The following is a 22,302-nucleotide window of genomic DNA, read 5'->3' on the forward strand; positions in this document are numbered from 1 at the left end:
GAAGCCGGCGCGCACACCACCGAAGGGAACATTGTGAAGCTCCAGCGGTCCGGTTTTCTGGCAGCCGGCATTGCTTTGACTGCGACGCTCGCGCTGGCCGCGTGCGGCTCGGACAACGAATCGCCGGAGGGCGGAAGTGACGCTTCCGCTGCGTCCGGTAACTGTGTCGCCGGCAGCCTGACTGCTCAGGGTTCGTCGGCGCAGAAGAACGCCATGGACGAGTGGATCAAGACCTACCAGGGTCAGTGTGCCGACGCGAAGATCGACTACCAGGGCACCGCTTCGGGCGCCGGTATTCAGGCCTTCATCGCGGGCACCGCCGACTTCGCCGGTTCCGACTCCGCCCTCAAGGAGGAGGAGCAGCCGCAGGCTGACGCGAAGTGCCCCGGTGGCGCCGCGCTGAACCTGCCGATGGTCGTCGGCCCGATCGCGGTCGTCTACAACGCTGAGGGTGTCGACAACCTCCAGCTCGACGCGCCGACGCTCGCCAAGATCTTCGACAGCAAGATCACCAAGTGGAACGACCCGGCGATCGCCGCGCAGAACTCCGGCGCCAAGCTCCCGGACACCGCCATCACCGCCGTCCACCGCTCGGACGAGTCGGGCACGACCGACAACTTCACCAAGTACCTGAGCAAGACCGCCGAGGCCGACTGGACCTACGGCAACGCCAAGGCGTGGAAGGCCAAGGGCGGCACCGGCGCGGCCAAGTCGGACGGCGTGGCCACCGCGGTCAAGAGCACCCCGGGCGCCATCTCCTACGTCGAGCTCTCGTACGCCGAGAACAGCGACCTGCAGAAGGCCAAGATCAAGAACGGTGCCGGCGAGTACACCGAGCTGACCGGCGAGAGCGCCGGCAAGGGCATCGAGGGCGCCAAGATCGAGGGCACCGGCAACGACCTGAAGCTGAGCATCGACTACACCGCCAAGACCGCGGGCGCGTACCCGATCGTCCTGGCCACCTACGAGATCGTCTGCAGCAAGGGCAGCCCGAAGGCCAAGGAGCTCAAGGCGTTCTTCACCTACACCTCCAGCACCGGTGGTCAGTCGGCGCTGAACGACCTGGGCTACGCCCCGCTGCCGGAGAGCATCCGCAGCAAGGTCGAGACCGCGGTCGCCTCGATCTCCTGAACTGACTGAATCCCTCCGAGACGACAGCGAGCGAGCAGATGGGTGACAACCCCTCCCGCTCGGAGAACGCCACCGCCGGCGACCTGGGTATGACTGGACGTCACCCCCAGGGCGCCGGCACCGGTGTTTCCCCGAGGAGCTACGAAGAACCCCCATTCGGCGGCGGGGGCGCCCTGCCCAAGAAGACCCGCTTCGGCATGGAGGCCGGCTTCCGAGGCCTCTCCGTGGCAGCGGGCGCGATGGTGCTGGTCATCATCGTCGCCATCGCGGTCTTCCTGATCTCCAAGGCCGTGCCGGCGATCAACGCCGACACCGAGAACTTCCTGACCTACAAGTCGTGGTTCCCGAACGAGACCGAGCCGAAGTTCGGCATCGCCGTCCTCGCCTTCGGCACCGTGCTGACGTCGATCATCGCGCTGCTCGTGGCGGTGCCGATCGCTCTCGGCATCGCGCTGTTCCTCTCGCACTACGCGCCCAAGCGCCTGGCCACCCCGCTCGGCTTCGTGATCGACCTGCTGGCCGCCGTGCCCAGTGTCGTCTTCGGCCTCTGGGGCCGGGACGTCTTCATGGAGCCGGTCCGCAACTTCTCGGCGTGGCTCAACGAATACTTCAGCTGGATCCCGATCTTCGGCGGTGACGGCCCGTTCGGCCGCTCGGTGCTGCTGGGCAGCCTGGTCCTCGCGATCATGGTGCTGCCGATCGTGACCTCGCTGTCGCGCGAGGTCTTCATGCAGACCCCGGGCATGAACGAGGAAGCCGCGCTCGCCCTCGGCGCCACCAAGTGGGAGATGGTCCGCACCGCGGTGCTGCCCTACGGCAAGCCCGGTGTGATCGCCGCCGTGATGCTCGGCCTCGGCCGCGCCCTCGGCGAGACGATCGCCCTGGCCCTGACCCTCGGTGTCGTCTTCAACATCTCGTTCAACATCATCGAGAACGGCGGTAACTCGATCGCCGCCAACATCGCCAACTCCTTCGGCGAGGCCAACGAGACGGGCCGCGGCGCCCTGATCGCCTCCGGCCTCGTGCTCTTCGCGATCACCCTCGTGGTCAACATGGCGGCGCGGGCGATCATCTACCGACGGCGCGAGTTCCGGGACAGTGCGGCATGAGCGACTGCACCGAGCGGCACTCAGCCGCACCGATGAACGGCCTCGCAGGCGAGGGCCGGGAGCGCATGCCCCAGGGAGCACAGCATGAGCCTTCTTGAACGTGAGTCTGCCGATGTCGTCATGACGCCGGACAACATCCGGTCCCAGAAGCTCCACGTGGGCCTGAACCTCGGCCTCGCCGTGGGCGCGCTCGTCATCGGCATGGCCCTGGCCTACGGCTTCAGCATCGGCAACTACGTGCTCGGTGTGGTCCTCGGCGTTGTCTTCTATCTGGTCGGCCTGCAGGTCGTGGCCGGCCGCATCGAGGGTCGCCGGGCCGCGCGCGACCGCATGTGGAAGACGCTCATCTACGCCGCCTGCGTGCTGGCGATTCTGCCGCTCGCCTCGGTCGTATGGACGCTGATCTCCAAGGGCGCCGGCCGCCTCGACGGCGACTTCTTCGGCTCGTCGATGAACAACATCGGCGCCCGGGACCCCGAGGGCGGCGCCTACCACGCCATCATCGGCACCCTGGAGCAGGTCGGCATCGCCACCCTGATGGCCGTGCCGCTCGGCGTGCTCGGCGCGATCTACCTGGTCGAGTACGGCCGGGGCAAGTTCGCCACCACCGTCCGCTTCTTCGTCGACGTCATGACGGGCATCCCGTCGATCGTCGCCGGTCTGTTCGTCCTCTCCTTCTGGGTGTTGATCGTCAGCCCGTGGTTCAACGACGGCCGGCCGGAGTTCTCCGGTTTCGCCGCTTCGCTGGCGCTGACCGTGCTGATGCTGCCGACGATCGTCCGCTCCACCGAGGAGATGTTGCGCCTGGTTCCGGGGCCGCTGCGGGAAGGCGCGTACGCGCTCGGTGTGCCGCAGTGGAAGACGATCGTGAAGGTTGTCGTCCCCACGGCGCTGCCCGGCATCGTCACCGGCATCATGCTGGCGGTCGCCCGCGCGGCCGGCGAGACGGCTCCGGTGCTGCTCGTGGCCGGTGGCGCCGCGGCGATCAACTTCGACCCGTTCGCCGGCGGTCAGCAGTCCCTGTCGCTCTTCGTGTACCAGCAGGCCGGTGACGCCTCGCGGTACGCCCCGGCGCGGGCCTGGACCGCCGCGCTGACCCTGGTCGCGATCGTGCTCGTCCTGACGGTCGCCGCCAAGCTGCTCGCCCGTCGCAACAGTCTGTCGAAGTAGAGGTAGCCCCCATGGCCAAGCGCATCGAAGCGAGCAACGTCTCGTCCTACTACGGGAACTTCAAGGCCATCGACAGCGTGTCGATGGTCGTCGAGCCCAAGACCATCACCGCCCTGATCGGGCCGTCGGGTTGCGGCAAGTCCACGTTCCTGCGGTCGATCAACCGCATGCACGAGGTGCTGCCCAACGCCCGCATCGAGGGCTCGCTCACGATCGACGAGCAGAACATCTACGACCCGGATGTCGACGTCACCGCCGTCCGCCGCCTGATCGGCATGGTGTTCCAGCGTCCCAACCCGTTCCCGACCATGTCGATCTACGAGAACGTGGTCGCCGGTCTGAAGCTCAACGGCGTCAAGAAGAAGTCGCTGCTCGACGACGCCGCCGAGCAGTCGCTGAAGTCGGCGAACCTGTGGAACGAGGTCAAGGACAGGCTGAGCCGTCCCGGCGCCGGCCTCTCCGGTGGTCAGCAGCAGCGTCTCTGCATCGCCCGCACCATCGCGGTCGAGCCGCAGGTCGTGCTGATGGACGAGCCCTGCTCGGCCCTCGACCCGATCTCGACGCTGGCGATCGAGGACCTGATGTTCAAGCTGAAGGACCGCTTCACGATCATCATCGTCACGCACAACATGCAGCAGGCCGCTCGGGTCAGCGACAAGACCGGCTTCTTCTCGATCGACAAGACCGGCGACCCGGGCCGCCTGATCGAGTACGACGACACCCAGAAGATCTTCAGCAACCCGACCGAGAAGAAGACCGAGGACTACATCACCGGTCGCTTCGGCTGAAAAGTCCCGCACATCACCCGTCGGGCCCTGTGGATAAGTCGATTTGCCCCTTTCGATCGGCGTATTTCAGGCCAGCCCCTTGGGTGGGCGGGGTAGGGCTGGTTGGCGGCGCTCTACTGCAGGTGCAGCAGGGCGCCGCCGTCGTTCGTGAGTTCGACGCGAGGCATGACCGGGGTTGCGGCGTCGCGGCGGCTCGCGGCCGCGACGATCTGCGTCATTTCGCCGTACGCCGAGAGCGAGTCAACCGTGTGCCGGGTCGGCGGCAGCATGCGCAGGCCGGTCGTCGCGCTCGGGCCGATCCAGATCGCCTCCGTGGCCTCGCCGGAGACGTCGCGGGCGGCCTGCCCCTCGGGCAGCAGCGAGACGAAGAACCACGTGTCGTACCGCTTCGGTTCGAACTCCGGGGTGATCCAGCGGGCCCACGGGAACAGCAGGTCGTCGCGCAGCTGCAGCCCGCGGCGGCGCAGCAGGTCGGTCAGGGTCAGCTCGCGGGCGGCGACGGCGGCCCGGTCGGCCTCCCAGTCGGCCGTGTCCACGTCGCTCAGGGTGCGGTCGGGTTGCTGGACCGGACCGGCCAGCAGCACGCCGGTCTCCTCGAAGAGCTCGCGCACGGCGGCGCCGACCACCGCGTGGGCGCGTTCGGCGGGAACACCGAGACGGGTGGGCCAGTCGGTGCGCAGAGTCGCGGGGCGGTCGGTCGGGTCGACGCCGCCGCCGGGGAAGGCGTACAGACCGCCGAAGGCCATCGTCGTCGCGCGCTTCACCACGTACAGCTCGAAGGAAACGCCCGCAGGGCGCAGAAGCACGACAGTGGCCGCGTCGCGCACCGGCGCCGGCGTCCCCGCGAACTCGCGTGCCCTCTTGACCATTGCCGGGGGAAGCCGCACGGGCGTCGGATCGGTCACCCACCGATCCTCTCCCAAAAGCGGACTGAAGACGATCTGACGGGGCACGGACGATACCGTAAGGATCATGACCGAACAGAAGGTTCGCTGGGGGATCCTCGGCCCCGGCGGGATCGCCGCCCAGTTCGCCGGCGACCTGCCGCTCGTACCCGGGGCTGAGCTCGCCGCGGTCGGCTCCCGCCGTCAGCAGACCGCCACCGAATTCGCCGAGCGTTTCGGGTTCGCCCGGGCCCATGGCTCGTACGCCGATCTGGCCGCCGACCCCGGTGTCGACGTCGTCTACATCGCCACGCCGCACGCCTTCCACGCCGAGGCGGCGCACCTGTGCATCGAGGCCGGTAAGTCCGTCCTGGTCGAGAAGCCGATCACCCTCGACCTGCCGTCCGCCGCCCAGCTCGTGGCGCACGCCCGCGACAAGGGCGTCTTCCTGATGGAAGCGATGTGGATGCGCACCAACCCGGCCATCCGCAAGATCGCCGAATTGGTCGAGAACGGCACGATCGGCTGGGTCAGCGCGATCCACGCCGACTTCGGCCTGCAGGGCCCGTTCGAGGCCGACCACCGCTTGCGCAACCCGAAGCTGGGCGGCGGCGCGCTGCTCGACCTCGGCGTCTACCCGCTCAACCTGGTCCACCTGATCCTGGGCGCTCCGGCCTCGGTGCAGGCGTGGGCCCACCTGACGCCCGAGCGGGTCGACGAGAACACCGGCATCCTGCTCGGCTACGAGCCCGGCGCGGTGGCCGCGCTGACGTGCAGCATCAACGGCCAGAGCCGCAACAACGCGACGATCACCGGCACCGACGGCCGGATCGAACTGCCCGAGGGCTTCTTCGTGCCGCGCACCTTCACTCTGCACCGCCCCGGCCGCGCCCCCGAGACCTTCGACCACGAATTCCCCGGCAACGGCTACCAGTTCGAGGCGGCCGAGGTCCAGCGCTGCCTCCAGGCCGGCGAACTCGAGAGCCCTCTCATGTCGCACGCGACCACCCTCGAGGTGATGACCCTGCTCGACACGATCCGCGAGGAAGTCGGCGTCGTCTACTGAGGAGCGGGCCGGGCCGGCGCAGGTCGTCCGTCAGCTCAGGTGAAGAGCGGGCGGACGAGGAAGTAGTAGGCGCAGGCGATCAGGCCGGCAGCGGGGAAGGTCGTCACCCAGGCGATCACGATGTTGCCGGCCACGTTCCAGCGGACGGCGTTGAGGCGCTTGGTGGCGCCGACGCCCATGATGGCCGACGTGATCGTGTGGGTGGTCGAGATGGGGGCGTGCAGCACGTACGCGTTGAAGAAGAGCACCGAGCTGGCCACCGTCTCGGCGGCGAAGCCCTCGGCCGGGCCGAGGTCGATGATCTTGCGGCCGAGCGTGCGGATGATGCGCCAGCCGCCCGAGTAGGTGCCGGCGGCCAGCATCGTCGCGGTGGTGATGTAGACCCACCACGGGATGTGGGTGGCGTTGTCCTGGAAGCCGCCCGTGTAGAGCGCCAGCACCACGATGCCCATGGTCTTGGCGGCGTCCTGGATGCCGTGGCCCAGCGACATGAGCGCGGCCGAGATGGTCTGGGCGATGCGGAAGCCGCGGTTGAGCTTGCCCGGGTTGCCGCGGCGGAAGATCCACATGATCGCGACCATCACGATGAAGCCGAGCAGGAAGCCGACGAACGGCGAGGCGACCATCGGGATCAGGACCTTGTCGACGATCGTGCGCCACTGCACCTCGCCCAGCGCCGGGCCGGCGACCAGCGTGGCGCCGACCAGGCCGCCGAACAGCGCGTGGGACGAGCTCGACGGCAGCCCGAACCACCACGTGATCAGGTTCCAGGTGACGGCGCCGACGACGCCGGCGAAGACCACGGCGAGGCTGGGGATGCCGAGTTCGAGCTTGACCAGCCCGTCGCCGACCGTCTTGGCCACGTCGCCGCCCAGGTGGGCGCCGATGAAGTTGCCGACGGCGGCCATGGCCAGCGCGATCCGCGGGGTCAGGGCCCGCGTGCTGATGCTGGTCGCGATGGCGTTGGCGGCGTCGTGAAAGCCGTTGGTGTAGTCGAAGGCCATCGCAGCGATGATCACCGCGGAGACGGCGAAGAACTCGGGCGACAAGGCCTAGGACTCCTTGACCGCGATGGTCTCGACGGTGTTCGCCACGTGCTCGAACGCGTCGCAGGCGGCCTCGAGCTCGTCGGCCACTTCCTTCATCTTGAGCACCGTGAGGGCGTCGTACTCGCCCGAGAAGAGCCGGACCAGCAACATCCGGTACGACCGGTCGCCCTCGTTCTCGAGCCGGTTGATCTCGATCCAGTACTCCTCGAGACCCTTCATCGCGCGCAGCCGCGGCATGGCGTCGGCGGTGATCTTGGCTTGTTGGTCGAGCACGTCGACCAGCTCGTGCATCTCGCGCGGCAGCGACGGGAGCTCGGTCAGCCCGTACAGGTAGAGCAGGTTGCCGACCGCCTCGAGGTGGTCCATCACGTCGTCGAGCTGTGAGCCCAGCGAATAGATGTCCTCACGGTCGAACGGCGTGATGAAGGTCGAGTTGATCTTCTTGTAGAGGTCGTGCGTGATCTGGTCGCTGTCGTGCTCGACGTCGGTGAGCCGGTCGCTGACCGACTGCACGTCGACGCCCGGCAGGGCCAGCTCGTTGAGCAGTTCCGTGCCCTTGACGAGATTGTTCGCGGCCTGGGTGAACAGGTCGTAGAAGGCGCCCTCGACGGGGCGGAAGGAGAACTTCACGGCGCGAACCTCGATCGACAGGCGATGGTTGATCTCCGGAGATGCTACGGCCTCCCCTGGTTCACCTTCTGCTCGCCCGCTAAACGGCTTCCCGGTGTCGTTCTGTGCGGGGCGCCTGGGGGCGCGGCGAGTTGCGCCGGACGGCCCGGGTCGGCAGCGGTTCGCGGGCAACCCAGCGGCTCACCGGGTTCTTGCGCAGATGCCGGGCGAGTCCACGCTGGTCACGGTCGGCGATCACGTCGACGCCGGCGGCGCCCAGCTCGGCCCAGATCGCGGCCCGGGCCTTGCGGGGCCCTTCCGGCAGGCCCGAGATGCGCACGGTACGCCCGTCGTCGTGGGCCGAGCGGACCATGGCGTGCAGCAGGTGACGTTCCTCGGCCGGGATCGGTTCGAGCCCGTCCCAGCCGAACCGCCGGCTCCAGGGCTCGCTGATCATCGGTACGAGAGTGGCCGGCGCCGACCGCGAGCCGAGGTCGTCGAACGACCCGTCGGCGAACGCGTAGCGCACGGGCTGGGCCGCGAGCAGCTCGCGGACGTCCACGATGCCCGTCACCGACACGGTGACCGCGCCCGGCACCAGGTCGTCGCCGTCGCAGTGGCTGAGCAGCGCGGCGTGGTCCCGAAGCTGCTGGTCGAGGATGCGGTACGCCCGCAGGAGCGTCTCGGCGTCGCGGACGGCGCCGGTGACCTCGACGACGAGCCGGAACGGCACCGGCTGGTCGCGGGCGAGCCGGCCGCCGTTGCCGCGGGCGCGGGCGAAGAGCGGGGTGAGCACCAGCCGGCGCAGGGTGCGGCCGGGCTGCGGCGCGCCCGGCCCGAGGAACAGTTCGCCCCGTGGACCGGGGGTGACCGGCACGGTGAGGCCGCCGAGCCCGCGCCGGAGCACCCCGGGCAGCGGGTCGATGTCGTCCGGACGCGCCAGCGCGTGGCCGGACGCCAGGTAGGAGCCGCGGCGGCGCAGCACCGTGAGTCCGGCCACGGCTGATCCGGCCACGCCGGCGAGTCCGGCCAGGCCACCCGCGATCGCAAGCCCCTCGTTCACGTCACACCATCCGCTTTGTACAAAATGGGCGTTTTACACTCTGACACACCTGCTACCCCGCTCCGGGAATGTCGCGCAGAATTCCCTCATGCCGCACTCCGCCGAGGCCTTCGAAGCCGAGCGCCCACATCTCGTCGCCGTCGCCTACCGGATGCTCGGCAGCATCGCCGAGGCCCAGGATGTCGTGCAGGAGGCCTGGCTGCGCTACACGCGCGCGGCCGACGGCGAGATCCGCGACGTGCGCGCCTGGCTCACCACGGTCACCGGCCGCCTCTGCCTGGACGTGCTCAAGTCGGCCCGCGTGTCGCGCGAGGCGTACACCGGCCAGTGGCTGCCGGACTACTTCGTGGACCCCGACGTCGGTCCGGCCGGGCAGGCCGAGCAGCGCGACCAGGTCGGCCTGGCGCTGCTCGTGGTGCTGGAACGGCTGAGCCCGGAACAGCGGGTCGCGCTCGTGCTGCACGACGCGTTCGCGGTGCCCTACGGCGAGGTGGCCGAGGTGCTCGGCACGACCGAGGCCGCGGCCCGGCAGCACGCCTCGCGCGGACGCCGGGCGGCCGCCGACGGCAGCGTGCGGCACAACGCCGGCCGGGCCGAGCAGCGCCGGGTGCTGGCTGCCTTCATCGAGGCGGTGAACAGCGGGGACATGCAGGCGCTGGCCGCCGTGCTCGCGCCCGACGTCGTGTCGATCAGCGACGGCGGCGGCTTCACCAGCACCGCGCTACGGCCGATCGTCGGCGCCGACAAGGTGTCCCGCTTCTTCGTCGGCATCGCGCACGGCAGCCGGATGGCGGGCGCCGTCCTCGAGCCAGCCTTGATCAACGGCACCGCCGGGATCTTCGTACGCGGGGAGTCGGTCCGCGGCGCGCTCGCCATCACCGTGGCCGACGGCCGCATCACCGGCCTGTTTCAGCAGCTCAACCCGAACAAGCTGCTAGTCAGCGACCTTCTGTAGATATTGGTGGAAGTGGGTGGCGAACGGCTCGCTGCCGTCGCCCAGCGCCACGAGCAACTTGTCGGCCGCCGCGCGGGCCTCGCGTACGAGATCGTCGGGGTAGCCGAACTGGGTGCGGTGCTCGTCGAACTCGTCCTCGTCGCGCAGTTCGACCACGCCCGTCGAGCGCCGGCGCACCACGTCGAGATCGAGGTCGATGATGTGGACGGTGTCGCCCTCCCACCGGGCCGGGGTGGTGATGTCGCAGTAGACCTCGCTGGTGCGCGGCTGCGGGTTGAACATGCCTGTCCACCACGCGTGATGGGGGATGAGCAGCACGAACGGGATCTGCTCGACCGACGGGCGGCCGTGATAGACCGATTCCGTGCCCTTGGTGACGCCGACCCAGACCCCGAGCTCGTCGGAGTCGAAACGGCGGGCGGGATAGTCCCGGTGGGCCGACCCGTCGTACTTCGTGTAGACGACCCGGACCGTGTCACTCGGCATGCAAGAACCCTAACGGTGGTCGGCTTCTGTCGGTGGTGGCGGGTACCGTCTGCCCGTGCCCGCAGCAACGAAGAAGTCGGTGTCCGCAGAGCAGCTCCTCGAGGCCGCCGTCGGCGCCGTGCCCGGGGGCGCCTCCCGCCCCGGTCAGCAGGCCATGGTGGCCGCCATCGACAAGGCCGTCCGCGAGCGTGAGCACCTGCTCGTCCAGGCCGGCACGGGCACCGGCAAGAGCCTGGCCTACCTCACCCCGTCGCTGCTGGTCGACGGTCCGGTGGTCATCTCGACGGCCACCCTGGCCCTGCAGAACCAGCTGGTCGAGCACGACCTTCCCCGCCTCGCCGCCGCGGTCGAGCCGGTGCTCGGCCGCAAGCCCACCTACGCCGTGCTCAAGGGCCGCCACCACTACCTCTGCGTCGCCAAGATGGAACACGCCGACGAAGAGGCTCCGACGGACACGCTGTTCGACGACGCGCCGCCCAGGACCACCCAGTGGCTGGGCGAGGCGGGCCGGCTCGGCAAGCAGATCCAGCGGCTGCAGGCCTGGGCCGAGAAGACGGCCACCGGCGATCGCGACGAGCTCGACCCCGGCGTCGACGACACGGCCTGGCGCCAGGTCTCCATGCCGGCGCGCGACTGCGTCGGCGCCGCCCGCTGCCCGTACGGCGCCGAGTGCTTCGCCGAGGCCTCACGGGCCCGGGCCCGCGAGGCCGACATCGTGGTCACCAACCACAGCCTGCTCGCGGTCGACATGCTGGCCGACCGTCACATCGTCCCGCCCCACAAGCTGCTGGTCATCGACGAGGCCCACGAGCTGGCCGACCGGGTCTCCTCCGCGTCCCAGGCCGAGCTGACCCCCGAGGCGGTCGAGCGTTCCTCCCGCCGGGCCCGCACCCTGCTCTCCCCGGCTGCGGTCGAGTCGCTGGCCGAGGCGGCCGACGCGCTCACCGTCGGGCTGGCCGAGGCGCCCGCGGGCCGCATCACCGGCGGTCTGCCCGAGCCGCTGGCCCTGGCCGTCGCGCGCGTCGAATCGGCCACCCGGGCCGGCCTCACGGCGATCGGCGAGGTCAAGTCCGACGACCCCGACCCGGTCCGCAAGCAGCAGGCCAAGGCCGCGTTCGACGATCTCAACGGCACGGCCCAGCGCCTGCTCGAAGAGTCCGACTTCGACGTGGCCTGGGTCGAGAAGTCGGATGTCGGCAGCGGCCGCCGCGCGCTCGTGGTGGCCCCGCTCTCGGTCGCCGGCACGCTCGCCCAAGGCCTCTACGCCGACCGCACGGTGGTGGCCACGTCGGCCACGCTCACGCTCGGCGGGCGGTTCGACACCGTGGCCCGCTCGCTCGGCCTGCCCGTCGCGGCCGCGGCCGGCCCGGAGAGCTCCGGCGACGGCTGGACGTCGCTCGACGTCGGCTCCCCGTTCGACTACCCGCGCCAGGGCATCCTCTACGTCGCCGCCCACCTGCCCCGCCCCCAGATGTCCGGCCTGCCCGCCGCCGCCGGCGAAGAGCTCGTCAAGCTGGTCGAGGCGCTGGGCGGCCGCACTCTGGGCCTGTTCTCGTCGCGGCGGGCGGCCACTCAGGCCGCCGAGCTGTTGCGCGCCCGCACCGACCTGCCGATCCTGGTGCAGGGCGAGGAGTCGCTGCCGGTGCTGGTCCGCAAATTCCGGGAAGACAAGGCGAGTTGCCTGTTCGGGGTGATGTCGCTCTGGCAGGGCGTGGACGTCCCGGGCGACGCCTGCCAGCTGGTGGTGATCGACAGGCTACCGTTCCCACGCCCCGACGAGCCTCTGGCGGCGGCCCGGGCCGCGGCGGTCGACGCCGGCGGCGGTTCCGGCTTCGCGTCGGTCAGCGTGCCGATCGCGGCCATCCGCCTGGCCCAGGGCGTCGGCCGGTTGATCCGCTCCACCGGCGACAAGGGCGTGGTCGCCGTGCTCGACTCTCGCCTCGAGACGGCCCGCGGCTACGGCGCCTTCCTGCGCAAGTCGCTGCCGCCGTTCTGGTACACGACCCGGTCCGAGGTCGCCATGGGCGCCCTCCAGCGCCTCGCCGGCCAGTGAGCCCGATGCGTCGCTGGTGGCTCACCGGCCTCGTCGGGGTCTGGATCGTCGCGCTCGGCGGGCTCGTCGTGTGGTCGGTCGACCACGACCGGGCCACCGTGCCCGAGCAGCGCGACATCGACCTCGCGCTGGCCGACCTCGAGCGCGCGGCCGGGGTCGTCTACGCCGCGGCCGACGGCGACGACCGGGCCGTGGTGCTGGGCGAGTTGCAGCTCACCCGCGACTGTCGCATCACGCCCGTCCGCTCCGGGCTGGCCGCCGCCCGGGCCGTGACGGTCTACGTCGCCGACACGAAGACGGCCGAGGCGGTCGAGCAGATCGCGGCCGGACTGCCGGCGGACTGGGCCACCGACTGGGGCCGCAGCAGCGCCGGCACCCGAGTCTCGCTGCACGCCGACGCGGGCAACTTCGTCGGCATCGACCTGAGCAGCCCGGCCGTGGCGACGGCGTTCACGCTGCGGCTCACCACCGGCTGCCGGCCGCTCGACGGCGAAGCCCCGCGCGGTGCCGGCGACGCGTCCGCCTCGCCGGCGCCGGCCCTGCTGAGCACAGTGGTGGGCGCACTCGGCGGCAATGTCGGCGAGCCGGTCGTCCACGCCGTCACGTGCCCGTCGGGCGGCGTCGCGGGCTCGTGGACGGTGGCCGGCGTGTCCACGCCGGACGACCTGCCCCGCCACCTGCGCCAGGCCGGCGAGGTCGTGCACGCCGACGAGACGGTGCGGGCCTACCGCAACCGTGACGACTCGGTGGTCGTGCGGCCCGAGGGCGCCCAGCTGAGCGTGACCGTGAGCACGCCCTGCTAATAGACGAGCGCCTGCGCGCCGTCCGACATGATCTCCTCGACGAAGACGGCTGCGCCGGCGATGCGGATGCCCGGCAGCACGTCGGCGGCGGTGATGTCGCGGCGCGCCACGCACTGGGTGCAGGCGGTCACCCGGCCCGCCGAGAGCAGCAGGTCGAGCAGGTCGGGCAGGGGAGCCGCATGCGGCAACTCGAACTCGGCGGCCCGGCCGGGCAGGGCGAACCAGGCCGATTCCCCGGTGAGCCAGAACGACACGTCCACCCCCGACGCGACCGCGGTGCTCGCGACCGTGAAGGCCTGCGAGCAGCGTTCCGGGGCGTCGGCTCCGGCGGTTGCCTTGACGACCAGCAAGCGTGCCATGAGCGCCAGCATAGGATGGCTCGGTCATGGTTACGGAAATCGGGTTCGTGAGCCTGCTGGTCGCCGGTCTCGGCGCGCTGGCGGGCGGTGTCGGCTATCTGGCGATGCGGGTGTCGAGGGGGCGTTGGTGAGCGATCAGGAAAATCCACTGGGCCCACCGCCCTGGCTGAACGCGCCGCCCGTCGACGCCTATCCCTACGAAGAGACGCACGACCTGCGTCGGGGCGCCGACCTGAACCCGGCGCTGCTCGGTCTGCTGCCGTTCGTGGGGCTGTGGCGCGGCCGCGGCAAGGGCGGCTTCCCGGCCGAGACCGACTACGACTTCGCCCAGGAGGTGCGGATCAGCCACGACGGCCGCCCGTTCCTGCGCTACGAGTCGCGATCCTGGCTGCTCGACGACGAGTCGAAGCCGGCCGGCGAGTGGATCGTCGAGTCCGGGTTCTGGCGTCCGGTGCCCGACGCCCAGGGCCGCGCGACCGACGACATGGAAGCCGTCATCGTCAACCCCGACGGTGTCGTCGAGATCTACGTCGGCAACACCATCGGCACCACCCGGCTCGAGATCGACACCGACGCGGTGGCGTACACGCCGACCGGCCAGCATCTGACCGGCGCGCGGCGGCTCTACGGCATCGTCGAGGGCGCCCTGCTGTACGCCCACGAGGTGTCGATCGACAAGAGCGAGCTGCAGCCGCACATGTCGGCCCGGCTGCTCAGGGTCGGCGGCTGACCGCTCCGGGAGCGTAATCTCGTAGCGTGTCCGCCACTTCGCTTGCCGCCATGCTCCGGGAACGGGGGCTGCGGCTGACTCCGCAGCGCCAGCTCATTCTCGAGGCGGTGCACGAGCTCGGCCACGCCACACCCGAGCAGGTGCACAACCATGTGCGCGAGCGGGCCGCCGGGGTCAACATCACCACCGTCTACCGCACGCTCGAGCTGCTCGAAGAGCTCGGGCTGGTCACCCACACCCACCTCTCGCACGGCTCGCCCACCTATCACGCGGCGGGTGAGGATCAGCACGTTCACCTCGTGTGCCGTGGATGTGGGTCGATCAGTGAGGTAGACCCGAGTGTGATGCAGCCGGTGACCGACCGGTTGTTGAGCGAGCGCGACTTCCGCGTCGACGTGGGCCACGTGTCCCTCTTCGGAGTGTGCGGGGACTGCAAGGAGCTGTGAGATGACCGTGGTAATGGTCGAGGACCTCGATCCCTCCGCCGCCGACTCCGGGGTGCCGGCCCATTACGGCGACCCGATGCGCGAGCAACGCACGCTCGCGACCGCGGTGGGCCTGGTGGACCGCTCCAACCGCGATGTCCTCGCCGTGCCCGGTGAGGAACGCGCGAGCTGGCTGCACACCCTGACGACCCAGCATCTGTCGGATCTGTCGGAGAACCAGGGCACCGAGCTGCTCGTGCTGTCGCCGCACGGCCACGTCGAGCAGCACGCCCTGGTCACCGAGGACGGCGAGACGACCTGGCTCGACACCGAGCCCGGCGCCGGGCCCGGTCTGCTCAAGTATCTCGAGATGATGCGCTTCTTCACCAAGGTCGAGCCGCGCGACGCCACCGGCGAGCTGGCCGTGCTGTCGCTGGTCGGCCCCGGCGCGGTCGACGTGATCCCCGGCCTGGCCGAGCCTCGTGTGCAGCCGGTGCCGGGCGCCAAGTTCGCCGCCGGTGATGTGCGGCCCGAGGCGACGAGCCTCTACGACGTACGGAAAACCGAATTCGGCTTGGCTCGCCGGGTGCCCCTCGGCATCGATCTGCTGGTCCCGCGTACGGAGAAGACCGCAGTGATCGAGAAGCTCGGCGTTCCCCTGGCCGGCCTGTGGGCCTACGAGGCGATCCGCGTCGAGCACCGCACGCCCCGGCTCGGCTGGGAGACCGACCACCGCACGATCCCGGCCGAGGCCGAGTTCATCGCGGCCGCCGTCCACCTCGACAAGGGTTGCTACCGCGGGCAAGAGACCGTGGCCCGGGTGCACCACCTCGGCCGCCCGCCGCGACGCCTCGCCCTGCTGCACTTCGACGGCATCGCCACCGACCAGCCGCCCGCCAAGGGCACCCCCGTGGTCCGCGAGGGCCGCGAGGTCGGTTTCATCGGCACCGCTGTCCGCCACCACGAGCTGGGCCTCATCGCCCTCGCCGTGCTCAAGCGCAACGCGACCGATGGCCTCACGGTGGGCGAGTCCGTAGTGGCGGTCGACGAACACTAAGGTCAGGTCCATGACCGGGACCGTGATCACCGTTGCTCCGACCGGCGCCGAAAGCAGCAAGGCCGACGTGCCCGCGCTGCCCGTCACGCTCGACGAACTCGTGGCCACCGCCAAGGAGTGCGAAGCGCTGGGCGCTGCCATCATCCACGTCCACATCCGGGACGCCGACGCTCAACCGACCCTCGACCAGGGGCGGCTGCGCGCCACGGTGAGCGCCCTGCGCGAGTCGACCGGCCTGGTGGTGCAGCTCTCGTCGGGCGGTGCGGTCACCGACCCCGAGGGTGATCGGCTCGCCGTGCTCGACGCCGGCCCCGAGATGGCTTCCTGCACGATGGGCACCGTCAACTTCGGCGACGGCGTGTTCCTGAACCGCTGGGAGTTCATCGTCGACCTGCACACCCGCATGCAGGAGCGGGGCATCGTGCCGGAGTACGAGATCTTCGATCTGGGTCAGCTCACCACGCTGCAGCGACTGCTCGGGAAGTACGGTCTGCCGTTCGGCGGGCACGTGCACGTCGACCTGGTGATGGGCGTGCCGGGCGGGATGCCGGCCACGGCGGCCGCGCTGGTCGCGTGCGAGCAGGCGATCCGCGACCTGCCGGCGGGCAGCACGTTCTCGGCCACCGGCATCGGGCGCGGCACCATCCCGGTCATGCTGGCCTCGCTGAGCACGGGCGGGCATCTGCGCGTCGGCATGGAGGACACGGTCACGTACGCCAAGGGCCGGCCCGTCGAGTCGAACATGCAGCTCGTGGCCCGGGCCGTCGGCTTCGCCCAGCTGGCTCAGCGCCCACCGCTGACCGCCCGCGAGACCCGCGCGCTGCTGGGGATCCCGACGCCCCATCCAACCACCCCGGCCACCACCCCGAAATCGGACTAAAGGCGCATGATTATCGCTGAAGTAGTGCGCTCGGGCTTCGTCGAGAGCGTGCACCACGGCTCGGTCTTCACCACAGCCGGAAGCCGCGGAGACGTGACCACGCCGATCTTCCCGCGCTCGTCCAACAAGCCGCTTCAGACCGTCGGCATGCTGCGGGCCGGCCTCGTGCCGCGCGACGAAGCCGACCTGGCCCTGATCAGCGGCAGCCACTTCGGCGAGGCTTTACACGTACGCCGGGTCCGCGAGATCCTCGACGCGGCCGGGCTGACCGAGGACGCGCTGCGCTGCCCGGTGTCGCTCCCGCTGAACGAAGAGTCCCGCGACGCCTGGCTGCGTGCCGGCGGTGGCGCCGAGCGGGTGCTGATGAACTGCTCGGGCAAGCACGCCGGCATGCTGGCCACCTGCGTGGCCAACGGCTGGCCGGTGGAGTCGTACCTCGACCCGAAGCATCCGCTCCAGGTGGCGATCACCGAGGCGTTGGCCGATCTGGCCGGCGAGCCGATCACCGCGACCGGCGTGGACGGCTGCGGCGCGCCGGTGCTGGCCCTCTCACTGACCGGGCTGGCCCGCGCGTTCGAGCGGCTGGTCGCGGCCGAGCCGGGCACCCCCGAGCGGCGGGTGGCCGACGAGATGCGGGCCCACCCCGAGCTGGTGGCCGGCACCGGGGCCGACGACACGGTGCTGATGGCCGCGGTGCCCGGCCTGCTCGCCAAGGGCGGCGCCGAGGGCGTGGTCGCGGCGGCGGTGCCCGGCCGGGGCGCGATCGCCATCAAGATCGACGACGGCGGCATGCGCGCCCGCACCCCCGTACTGCTGAAGGAACTACGACGCCTAGGCGTAGACGCGCCCCAGATCGCAGAGCTCGTACTGGGCGGCGGCGAGCCGGTAGGAGAGATCCGCGCAGTTTCTTGAACAGTGCGCACCCTCCGCGCTTCGCCCGTCGATGTCGAGGGCGCCGAAAAGTGCTAGGCGAAGCCGAGGTGCTTTTCGGTGCCCTCGACATCGACCTCCCAGGGCGAAGCGCCCGCCGAGCGAAGGCGAGGCCATAAGCCCAGTGGTCAGTTTCACGCTAGCTGTAGTTAGCGTTTTGCTTGCAACAGCTAGCACTTCCGGCTACCGTCGGATGCGTGGCCGCACCCAAGGATCTGCCCGAGGACATCGGTGGTTTCATCCGTGACCTGCGGCAGACCGCCAAGATCTCGCTGCGCCAGCTCGCCGACAAGGCGGGCGTGAGCAACCCGTACCTCAGCCAGATCGAGCGTGGCCTGCGCAAGCCCAGCGCCGAGGTGCTCCAGCAGATCGCCAGCGCGCTGCGGGTGTCGACGCCCGCGATGTACCTGCGTGCGGGTCTGCTCGACAGCGAGGGTCAGCAGGGTGTGCTGGCGGCGATCGCGGCCGATCCCGAGCTGACGATCGCGCAGAAACAGACGCTGACGCAGATCTACGAGACGTTCCGCAACGAGAACGCGCGCAACCGGCCCGAAGAGGCCGCACCCGAGACCACTCCCGCCCAAGAGGAGCAGAAATGACCGAGCAGACCAAGACCCGCTTCCCCGCCCCGCTCTACGCCGCCGCCGGCGCCGGTGACATCGCCGTCGAGCAGCTGCGCAAGCTGCCCGCCGTGCTCAACGAGCTGAGCGAGCGCGCCACCGCCTCCCTGCGTGTCTACAACGAGCAGGCCGGCACCAAGGCCGCCGAGCTGCGCGACAAGGCCTCCACCACCGACTTCGAGGCGCTGCGGGGCAACGCCGCCAGCGTCGCCACCTCGTTCGCCCAGATCGCGCAGGACCGCGCGGTCGCGGCGTACACCGCCCTCGTCGCCCGCGGCGAGCGCGTGGTCGGCACCGGCGTCGTCGAGGCGGCCGAGGTCGTGAACGCCGACATCGAGACCACCGAGGAGCCGGCCGCCATCGAGGCCGCCGAGGCGGCCACCGCGAAGGCCGCGGCCACCCCGAAGCCGCGCAAGCGCGCCGCCTCGAAGTGACGACGCGATAAAAGATGATCAGCGGGGCCCGGCATGCGCTGGGCCCCGCGGCATAGACTTTCCGTCATGGCCTCCTCCGCGCCGATCTTCTACGACATCGCCGTCGGCTACCTGAACCTGCTCATTCTCATCTTCTCGCTGGTCGTCCAGGCGGTCGCGCTGATCCACTGCCTGACCCAGCGGGGCGACGGATTCCAGGCCATCGGCACCCTGCCCAAGGGTGCGTGGGCGGCGATCCTCGCGATCTGCATCGTGCTGACGCTTCTGGTCAGCAGCGCGGTCGGCATCTTCAGCCTGATCGGTATCGCGGCGGCGCTGATCTACCTGCTCGACGTCCGACCCGGGCTCAAGGATCTCTCGGACGGCAAAGGCTTCTGGTGAGGCGGTTCGGCCCGCCGCCGCCCGACGGTGGGCCCCGCTTTCAGCGCCGGGAGCCGACCGGGCCGCGATCCGGCCGGCCTACCCTTCCCGAGCCGCCGACCGAGATGCTGACAACCCCTTCCGGCGTACGCCTGGAGGGGTTGATCACCGGCGTCGGCGATCCCGTCACGGTCTTCGCGCACGGGCTGGCCGGCGACATCTCCGGCACCCGCCCGCTGGGCAGCGCGGTCACCGGCCGCCGGGTCTTCTTCCACTTCCGTGGTCACGGCCGTTCCGACGCGCCGGTCGGCCCGTGGAGCTTCGGTGACCTGGCCGCCGACCTGCGCGCCGTCGCCGACCTGACCGGCGCCACCCGGGCACTGGGCGTCAGCCTGGGCTCGGCTGCGCTCGGGCGGCTGCTCAGCGACACACCGGGCCGGTTCGAGCGGGTGGTCTTCTATCTGCCGGCGCCGCTCGACGGCCACCGGCCCGCGGCGGCCGAGGCGCGGCTCGAGCGGTTGCTGGCCGCGGTCGAGTCGGGCGAGGCGGCGCCGATCGCGGCCGCGGTCGAGCCCGAGCTGCCGCCCTCGGTGCGCAACACCCCGGCCGGCTGGAGCTTCCTGCGGCAGCGGGTCGAGCAACTGCAACGCGATGGCCTGGCGCCCGAGCTGACCACCCTGTGGCACGAGCCCGCCGTGGCCGACGAGTCGTCGCTCCGAGCTTTCCAGGGGCGCGCACTCGTGCTGGGCTGCGTCGGCGACGAGGTGCACCCGGTGGCCTGGGCCGAGCGGCTGGCGTCCCTGCTGCCGGGGGCCGAGCTGCATGTCTACGACCGCCCGGCCGTGTTGTGGAACAACCGGCGCGAGCTGCGCGACCGCATTTCCGCCTTCCTGAACGGCTGAGGAACCGCCCTATTTCCCGGACGGGTCCTCAGTGGCGCCGTCTTACGTGCGCCCGTCTGATCGGTCTGCTGCCGGTTGGGCCGTAACCTTCCTCGGCTCCTGGCACGTTGTCTAGAACGTGCGGCTATCCCCCAAATCAGTCTTTTTCGGACTCGTGGCCTTCGGGCTCCCGGTCGCCGTCGCGGTCGGCTGGAACCTCGCCGTCCCGGTCAAGCGCCCCGCTGCAGTGGGCGTCCCGGGCGGCGAGGGCGTGCTCGGCGCCGCCCCGGCCGCGACGGCAACCGAGCCGGTAGCCGTGCGCTACTCGGCCCGTCCCTACCGTCCGGTGCCGACGGTGACCCCCACGGCCTCGGCGACGTCGGTCGCGGTGCCATCGGCGCCGTCGCGGTCCCCGGCGGCCACCGTCGTGCCGCCCCCGGCCAGTCCGTCCCCCGGCCCGTCGGAGAGTGTGGTGATCCCGCTGCCGCCACTAGACCAGCCGCCCGTCCCCACCCCCACCGAGGTAAGCAGCTGGCCGGCCCCGCCCACGGAGCCGTCCACGTCCTCGTCGGCCCCGGCGGCCCAGCCGTCGGAGTAGATCCGCAAAGACTCGGCTGGTGCTACGCGGCGGGTTCACGCCGGCTGTTCTAAGCTGCCGGGCGTGACCGTCGCGAAGCAGTTCCTCACCGGCGCCGGGCTGCTCGGGCGCGGGCTGGGCCTCGTGTTGCGCAGCCCCAAACTGCTCGGACTCGGGCTGGTGCCGGCGTTGATCGCCGGGCTGGTCTACAGCACGGCGCTGTTCTTTCTGATCAACTATCTGCCCGAGCTCTCGCGTACGGTCACCTGGTTCGCCGACGGCTGGGCCGAGTGGGGCCGCGACGTCGTCCAGGTGTTCGCCGGGCTGGGACTGCTCGGGCTGTCCGTGCTGCTCGGCATCCTGACCTTCACGGCGGTCACGCTGCTCATCGGCGACCCGTTCTACGAGCGCATCTCGGAGCTGGTCGAGGACCGGTTCGGCGGGGTGCCGGACGAGGTCGAGGTGGGTTTCTGGCCGTCGCTGCGGCGCAGCCTGGCCGACTCGCTGCGGTTGATCGGGCTGTCCATCCTGCTCGGTGTCCCGCTCTTCCTGCTCGGGTTCGTGCCGGTGGTGGGCCAGACGGTCGTGCCGGTGCTCGGTGGCGCCCTCGGGGGCTGGGTGCTCGCCGTCGAGCTGACCGGGGTGCCGTTCCAGCGGCGCGGGCAGCGACTGCGGCAGCGCCGGGCCGTGCTGGGCGCGAACCGGCCGCTCGCGCTCGGCTTCGGTGTCGCCGTCTTCTGCTGCTTCCTGATCCCGCTGGGCGCCATCCTGCTGATGCCGGCCGCGATCGCCGGGGCCACACTGCTGGCCCGGCAGTCCCTCGGCTACGACATCACCGGCCCCGGCAGCGCGCGACGGGGCAGCGGGTCAGGCGGACTCGCGGACCACCAGCTCCGTCGGTAGCACCACGGCGTCGGGCAGGCCCTGCTCGCCGTTGACCAGCCCGAGCAGCTGGCGGGCCATCGTGCGGCCCATGTCGGCGATCGGCTGGCGCACGGTGGTCAGCGGCGGATCGCTGTAGCGGCTTATCTCGAAGTCGTCGAAGCCGATCACCGCGACGTCCGAGGGCACACGACGGCCGGCGTCCTTGAGGGCGATGAGCGCGCCGTGGGCCATCATGTCGGAGGCCACGAAGACCGCGTCCAGGGCCGGGTCGCCGGCCAGCAGCGCCCGCATCGCCTGGATGCCCGATTCGCGGGTGAAGTCGCCGATCGCGACGTGCTGAACCAGCCCGGCCTCCTCGAGGGTGGCGCGGTAACCGGCGAGGCGGTCGATGCCGGCCACCATGTCCTGCGGGCCGGCGATGGTGGCTATCCGGCGGCGGCCCGCGGCGACCAGGTGGCGGACGGCGGCACAGACCCCGCCGAAGTGGTCGACGTCCACATAGGGCACGTCGGCGCGGCCGATGGGTCGTCCGCTGCAGATCACCGGAATGCCCAGGCGCGCCAGCGTGCCGGGGAGCGGGTCGGCGCCGTGCATGGAGGCGAACATGACACCGTCCACATGGCCGGCCACCGCGTAGCGCTCCACCCGGCCGTGGCTGCGGGCGGAGCCGGCCATCATCAGCACCAGCTGCTTGTCGGCCGCTTCGAGCTCGACACCGACGCCGCGGATGATGGCCGGGAAGAACAGGTCGTCCGAGAAGACGCGGTTGGCGGTCTCGGGCAGGATCAGCGCGATCGACTCGGTGCGCTGGGTGACCAGGCTACGGGCGGCCTGGTTGGGCACGTAGCCCAGTTCGTCGACGGCCCGGGTGACCGCCTCGCGGATCGAGGCGGCCACCGAGGTCGAGCCGTTGACGACGCGGGAGACGGTCGCCCGGGACACCCCGGCGCGGCGCGCCACTGCTTCCAGCGTCGGCCGCTCCCGCGTCACCACTCAGG

Annotated in this window: 26 protein-coding genes and 1 pseudogene; 19 read left to right on the plus strand and 8 right to left on the minus strand. The window is 70.8% G+C overall.

Features of this window, described 5'->3' with window-relative positions; all coding sequences use genetic code 11:
• Nucleotides 1-33: 33 nt before the first annotated feature.
• The 4 genes from pstS to pstB all read left to right on the plus strand — a co-directional run bounded on the left by pstS (nt 34) and on the right by pstB (nt 4,198).
• Nucleotides 34-1,131 carry a phosphate ABC transporter substrate-binding protein PstS gene (gene pstS / locus KXC43_RS24190; protein ID WP_221378419.1) on the plus strand — a complete coding sequence of 366 codons (1,098 nt, stop codon included), beginning with the start codon at nt 34-36 and terminating at the stop codon, nt 1,129-1,131.
• Nucleotides 1,132-1,169: 38 nt separating this feature from the next.
• Nucleotides 1,170-2,240, plus strand: coding sequence for a phosphate ABC transporter permease subunit PstC (pstC, locus tag KXC43_RS24195; protein WP_221378420.1), 1,071 nt, complete (start codon nt 1,170-1,172; stop codon nt 2,238-2,240).
• An 84-nt stretch (nt 2,241-2,324) separates the two neighbouring features.
• Nucleotides 2,325-3,410, plus strand: coding sequence for a phosphate ABC transporter permease PstA (gene pstA / locus KXC43_RS24200; RefSeq protein ID WP_221378421.1), 1,086 nt, complete (start codon nt 2,325-2,327; stop codon nt 3,408-3,410).
• An 11-nt stretch (nt 3,411-3,421) separates the two neighbouring features.
• Nucleotides 3,422-4,198, plus strand: coding sequence for a phosphate ABC transporter ATP-binding protein PstB (gene pstB / locus KXC43_RS24205; RefSeq protein ID WP_221378422.1), 777 nt, complete (start codon nt 3,422-3,424; stop codon nt 4,196-4,198).
• Between the two features lie 113 nt (nt 4,199-4,311).
• On the opposite strand, the gene KXC43_RS24210 is transcribed toward pstB, so the two are convergent.
• Complete coding sequence (locus KXC43_RS24210) at nt 4,312-5,103, minus strand: NUDIX hydrolase (protein WP_308129230.1); 792 nt, start codon at nt 5,101-5,103, stop codon at nt 4,312-4,314.
• A gap of 67 nt (nt 5,104-5,170) precedes the next feature.
• Between KXC43_RS24210 and KXC43_RS24215 the strand changes: the two genes are divergently transcribed.
• Complete coding sequence (locus KXC43_RS24215; protein WP_221378424.1) at nt 5,171-6,148, plus strand: Gfo/Idh/MocA family protein; 978 nt, start codon at nt 5,171-5,173, stop codon at nt 6,146-6,148.
• A gap of 35 nt (nt 6,149-6,183) precedes the next feature.
• Here the strand turns inward: KXC43_RS24215 and KXC43_RS24220 are convergent, their stop codons facing one another.
• From KXC43_RS24220 to KXC43_RS24230, 3 genes are all read right to left on the minus strand, one after another.
• Nucleotides 6,184-7,197: an inorganic phosphate transporter gene (locus KXC43_RS24220; protein WP_221378425.1), complete on the minus strand. Its 1,014-nt coding sequence runs from the start codon at nt 7,195-7,197 to the stop codon at nt 6,184-6,186.
• Between the two features lie 3 nt (nt 7,198-7,200).
• Nucleotides 7,201-7,827 carry a DUF47 domain-containing protein gene (locus KXC43_RS24225; RefSeq protein WP_221378426.1) on the minus strand — a complete coding sequence of 209 codons (627 nt, stop codon included), beginning with the start codon at nt 7,825-7,827 and terminating at the stop codon, nt 7,201-7,203.
• Between the two features lie 79 nt (nt 7,828-7,906).
• Entirely contained in the window at nt 7,907-8,869 is a 963-nt protein-coding gene (locus tag KXC43_RS24230; protein ID WP_221378427.1) for a PI-PLC domain-containing protein, read from the minus strand.
• A gap of 88 nt (nt 8,870-8,957) precedes the next feature.
• Here KXC43_RS24230 and sigJ point away from each other — a divergent pair, with 88 nt between their 5' ends.
• Nucleotides 8,958-9,824 (plus strand): RNA polymerase sigma factor SigJ, encoded by an 867-nt coding sequence (gene sigJ, locus KXC43_RS24235; RefSeq protein WP_221378428.1) that lies wholly within the window; start codon nt 8,958-8,960, stop codon nt 9,822-9,824.
• Here the strand turns inward: sigJ and KXC43_RS24240 are convergent.
• Nucleotides 9,804-10,310: a DUF402 domain-containing protein gene (locus KXC43_RS24240; RefSeq protein WP_221378429.1), complete on the minus strand. Its 507-nt coding sequence runs from the start codon at nt 10,308-10,310 to the stop codon at nt 9,804-9,806. The genes sigJ and KXC43_RS24240 overlap by 21 nt on opposite strands.
• Before the next feature lie 55 nt (nt 10,311-10,365).
• Here KXC43_RS24240 and KXC43_RS24245 point away from each other — a divergent pair, with 55 nt between their 5' ends.
• Nucleotides 10,366-12,363 carry an ATP-dependent DNA helicase gene (locus KXC43_RS24245; RefSeq protein WP_221378430.1) on the plus strand — a complete coding sequence of 666 codons (1,998 nt, stop codon included), beginning with the start codon at nt 10,366-10,368 and terminating at the stop codon, nt 12,361-12,363.
• A gap of 5 nt (nt 12,364-12,368) precedes the next feature.
• The gene (locus KXC43_RS24250) at nt 12,369-13,166 is read left to right on the plus strand and encodes a hypothetical protein (RefSeq protein WP_221378431.1); all 798 of its coding nucleotides are present in this window, start codon (nt 12,369-12,371) and stop codon (nt 13,164-13,166) included.
• On the opposite strand, the gene KXC43_RS24255 is transcribed toward KXC43_RS24250, so the two are convergent.
• Nucleotides 13,163-13,537 (minus strand): DsrE family protein, encoded by a 375-nt coding sequence (locus KXC43_RS24255; protein WP_221378432.1) that lies wholly within the window; start codon nt 13,535-13,537, stop codon nt 13,163-13,165. The two genes, KXC43_RS24250 and KXC43_RS24255, sit on opposite strands and share 4 nt — an antisense overlap.
• A 14-nt stretch (nt 13,538-13,551) precedes the next feature.
• Here KXC43_RS24255 and mtfM point away from each other — a divergent pair, with 14 nt between their 5' ends.
• From mtfM to KXC43_RS24300, 10 genes and pseudogenes are all read left to right on the plus strand, one after another.
• Nucleotides 13,552-13,656, plus strand: coding sequence for a small membrane protein MtfM (mtfM, locus tag KXC43_RS52390; RefSeq protein WP_285904601.1), 105 nt, complete (start codon nt 13,552-13,554; stop codon nt 13,654-13,656).
• A complete protein-coding gene (locus KXC43_RS24260; RefSeq protein ID WP_255644710.1) occupies nt 13,650-14,255 on the plus strand; it encodes a heme-binding beta-barrel domain-containing protein in 606 nt (201 codons plus the stop codon). Before mtfM ends, KXC43_RS24260 begins: the two co-directional genes overlap by 7 nt.
• Nucleotides 14,256-14,305: 50 nt before the next feature.
• Complete coding sequence (locus KXC43_RS24265; protein ID WP_221378558.1) at nt 14,306-14,701, plus strand: Fur family transcriptional regulator; 396 nt, start codon at nt 14,306-14,308, stop codon at nt 14,699-14,701.
• A 1-nt stretch (nt 14,702) separates the two neighbouring features.
• Nucleotides 14,703-15,737: a CAF17-like 4Fe-4S cluster assembly/insertion protein YgfZ gene (gene ygfZ / locus KXC43_RS24270; RefSeq protein WP_221378434.1), complete on the plus strand. Its 1,035-nt coding sequence runs from the start codon at nt 14,703-14,705 to the stop codon at nt 15,735-15,737.
• A gap of 10 nt (nt 15,738-15,747) precedes the next feature.
• The gene (locus KXC43_RS24275; RefSeq protein WP_221378435.1) at nt 15,748-16,617 is read left to right on the plus strand and encodes a beta-keto acid cleavage family enzyme; all 870 of its coding nucleotides are present in this window, start codon (nt 15,748-15,750) and stop codon (nt 16,615-16,617) included.
• A 6-nt stretch (nt 16,618-16,623) separates the two neighbouring features.
• Nucleotides 16,624-17,529, plus strand: a complete 906-nt coding sequence (locus KXC43_RS24280) for an asparaginase (RefSeq protein ID WP_221378436.1) — start codon at nt 16,624-16,626, stop codon at nt 17,527-17,529.
• 215 nt (nt 17,530-17,744) lie between these two features.
• Nucleotides 17,745-18,125: pseudogene (locus KXC43_RS24285) on the plus strand (helix-turn-helix domain-containing protein); the annotation flags it as partial.
• A gap of 17 nt (nt 18,126-18,142) precedes the next feature.
• On the plus strand, nt 18,143-18,601 hold the full coding sequence (locus KXC43_RS24290; RefSeq protein WP_221378438.1) for a hypothetical protein: 459 nt from the start codon (nt 18,143-18,145) through the stop codon (nt 18,599-18,601).
• Between the two features lie 66 nt (nt 18,602-18,667).
• The gene (locus tag KXC43_RS24295; RefSeq protein WP_221378439.1) at nt 18,668-18,982 is read left to right on the plus strand and encodes a DUF2516 family protein; all 315 of its coding nucleotides are present in this window, start codon (nt 18,668-18,670) and stop codon (nt 18,980-18,982) included.
• Entirely contained in the window at nt 18,979-19,863 is an 885-nt protein-coding gene (locus tag KXC43_RS24300; protein ID WP_221378440.1) for an alpha/beta fold hydrolase, read from the plus strand. The genes KXC43_RS24295 and KXC43_RS24300 overlap by 4 nt, the downstream gene beginning before the upstream one ends.
• Before the next feature lie 315 nt (nt 19,864-20,178).
• On the opposite strand, the gene KXC43_RS24305 is transcribed toward KXC43_RS24300, so the two are convergent.
• Nucleotides 20,179-20,448, minus strand: a complete 270-nt coding sequence (locus KXC43_RS24305; protein WP_221378441.1) for a hypothetical protein — start codon at nt 20,446-20,448, stop codon at nt 20,179-20,181.
• A gap of 46 nt (nt 20,449-20,494) precedes the next feature.
• On the opposite strand from KXC43_RS24305, the gene KXC43_RS24310 reads away from it, so the two are divergent.
• Entirely contained in the window at nt 20,495-21,322 is an 828-nt protein-coding gene (locus KXC43_RS24310) for an EI24 domain-containing protein (protein ID WP_255644742.1), read from the plus strand.
• Here KXC43_RS24310 and KXC43_RS24315 read toward each other — a convergent pair.
• On the minus strand, nt 21,287-22,297 hold the full coding sequence (locus KXC43_RS24315) for a LacI family DNA-binding transcriptional regulator (RefSeq protein WP_221378443.1): 1,011 nt from the start codon (nt 22,295-22,297) through the stop codon (nt 21,287-21,289). The genes KXC43_RS24310 and KXC43_RS24315 overlap by 36 nt on opposite strands.
• Between the last annotated feature and the right edge of the window lie 5 nt (nt 22,298-22,302).

Origin of the sequence: Paractinoplanes polyasparticus, from assembly GCF_019710575.1 — a bacterium.
GTDB classification, from domain to species: Bacteria; Actinomycetota; Actinomycetes; order Mycobacteriales; family Micromonosporaceae; genus Actinoplanes; species Actinoplanes polyasparticus.

What these genes read in the sequence shown, in the direction of transcription:
- KXC43_RS24290 (WP_221378438.1), top strand. Translation starts at nt 18,143, where the DNA reads ATGACCGAGCAGACCAAGACCCGCTTCCCCGCCCCGCTCTACGCCGCC.
- pstB (WP_221378422.1), top strand. Translation starts at nt 3,422, where the DNA reads ATGGCCAAGCGCATCGAAGCGAGCAACGTCTCGTCCTACTACGGGAAC.
- KXC43_RS24215 (WP_221378424.1), top strand. Translation starts at nt 5,171, where the DNA reads ATGACCGAACAGAAGGTTCGCTGGGGGATCCTCGGCCCCGGCGGGATC.
- KXC43_RS24255 (WP_221378432.1), bottom strand. Translation starts at nt 13,537, where the DNA reads ATGCTGGCGCTCATGGCACGCTTGCTGGTCGTCAAGGCAACCGCCGGA.
- sigJ (WP_221378428.1), top strand. Translation starts at nt 8,958, where the DNA reads ATGCCGCACTCCGCCGAGGCCTTCGAAGCCGAGCGCCCACATCTCGTC.
- pstA (WP_221378421.1), top strand. Translation starts at nt 2,325, where the DNA reads ATGAGCCTTCTTGAACGTGAGTCTGCCGATGTCGTCATGACGCCGGAC.
- mtfM (WP_285904601.1), top strand. Translation starts at nt 13,552, where the DNA reads ATGGTTACGGAAATCGGGTTCGTGAGCCTGCTGGTCGCCGGTCTCGGC.
- KXC43_RS24295 (WP_221378439.1), top strand. Translation starts at nt 18,668, where the DNA reads ATGGCCTCCTCCGCGCCGATCTTCTACGACATCGCCGTCGGCTACCTG.
- ygfZ (WP_221378434.1), top strand. Translation starts at nt 14,703, where the DNA reads ATGACCGTGGTAATGGTCGAGGACCTCGATCCCTCCGCCGCCGACTCC.
- pstC (WP_221378420.1), top strand. Translation starts at nt 1,170, where the DNA reads ATGGGTGACAACCCCTCCCGCTCGGAGAACGCCACCGCCGGCGACCTG.
- KXC43_RS24265 (WP_221378558.1), top strand. Translation starts at nt 14,306, where the DNA reads ATGCTCCGGGAACGGGGGCTGCGGCTGACTCCGCAGCGCCAGCTCATT.
- KXC43_RS24275 (WP_221378435.1), top strand. Translation starts at nt 15,748, where the DNA reads ATGACCGGGACCGTGATCACCGTTGCTCCGACCGGCGCCGAAAGCAGC.
- KXC43_RS24250 (WP_221378431.1), top strand. Translation starts at nt 12,369, where the DNA reads ATGCGTCGCTGGTGGCTCACCGGCCTCGTCGGGGTCTGGATCGTCGCG.
- KXC43_RS24280 (WP_221378436.1), top strand. Translation starts at nt 16,624, where the DNA reads ATGATTATCGCTGAAGTAGTGCGCTCGGGCTTCGTCGAGAGCGTGCAC.
- KXC43_RS24240 (WP_221378429.1), bottom strand. Translation starts at nt 10,310, where the DNA reads ATGCCGAGTGACACGGTCCGGGTCGTCTACACGAAGTACGACGGGTCG.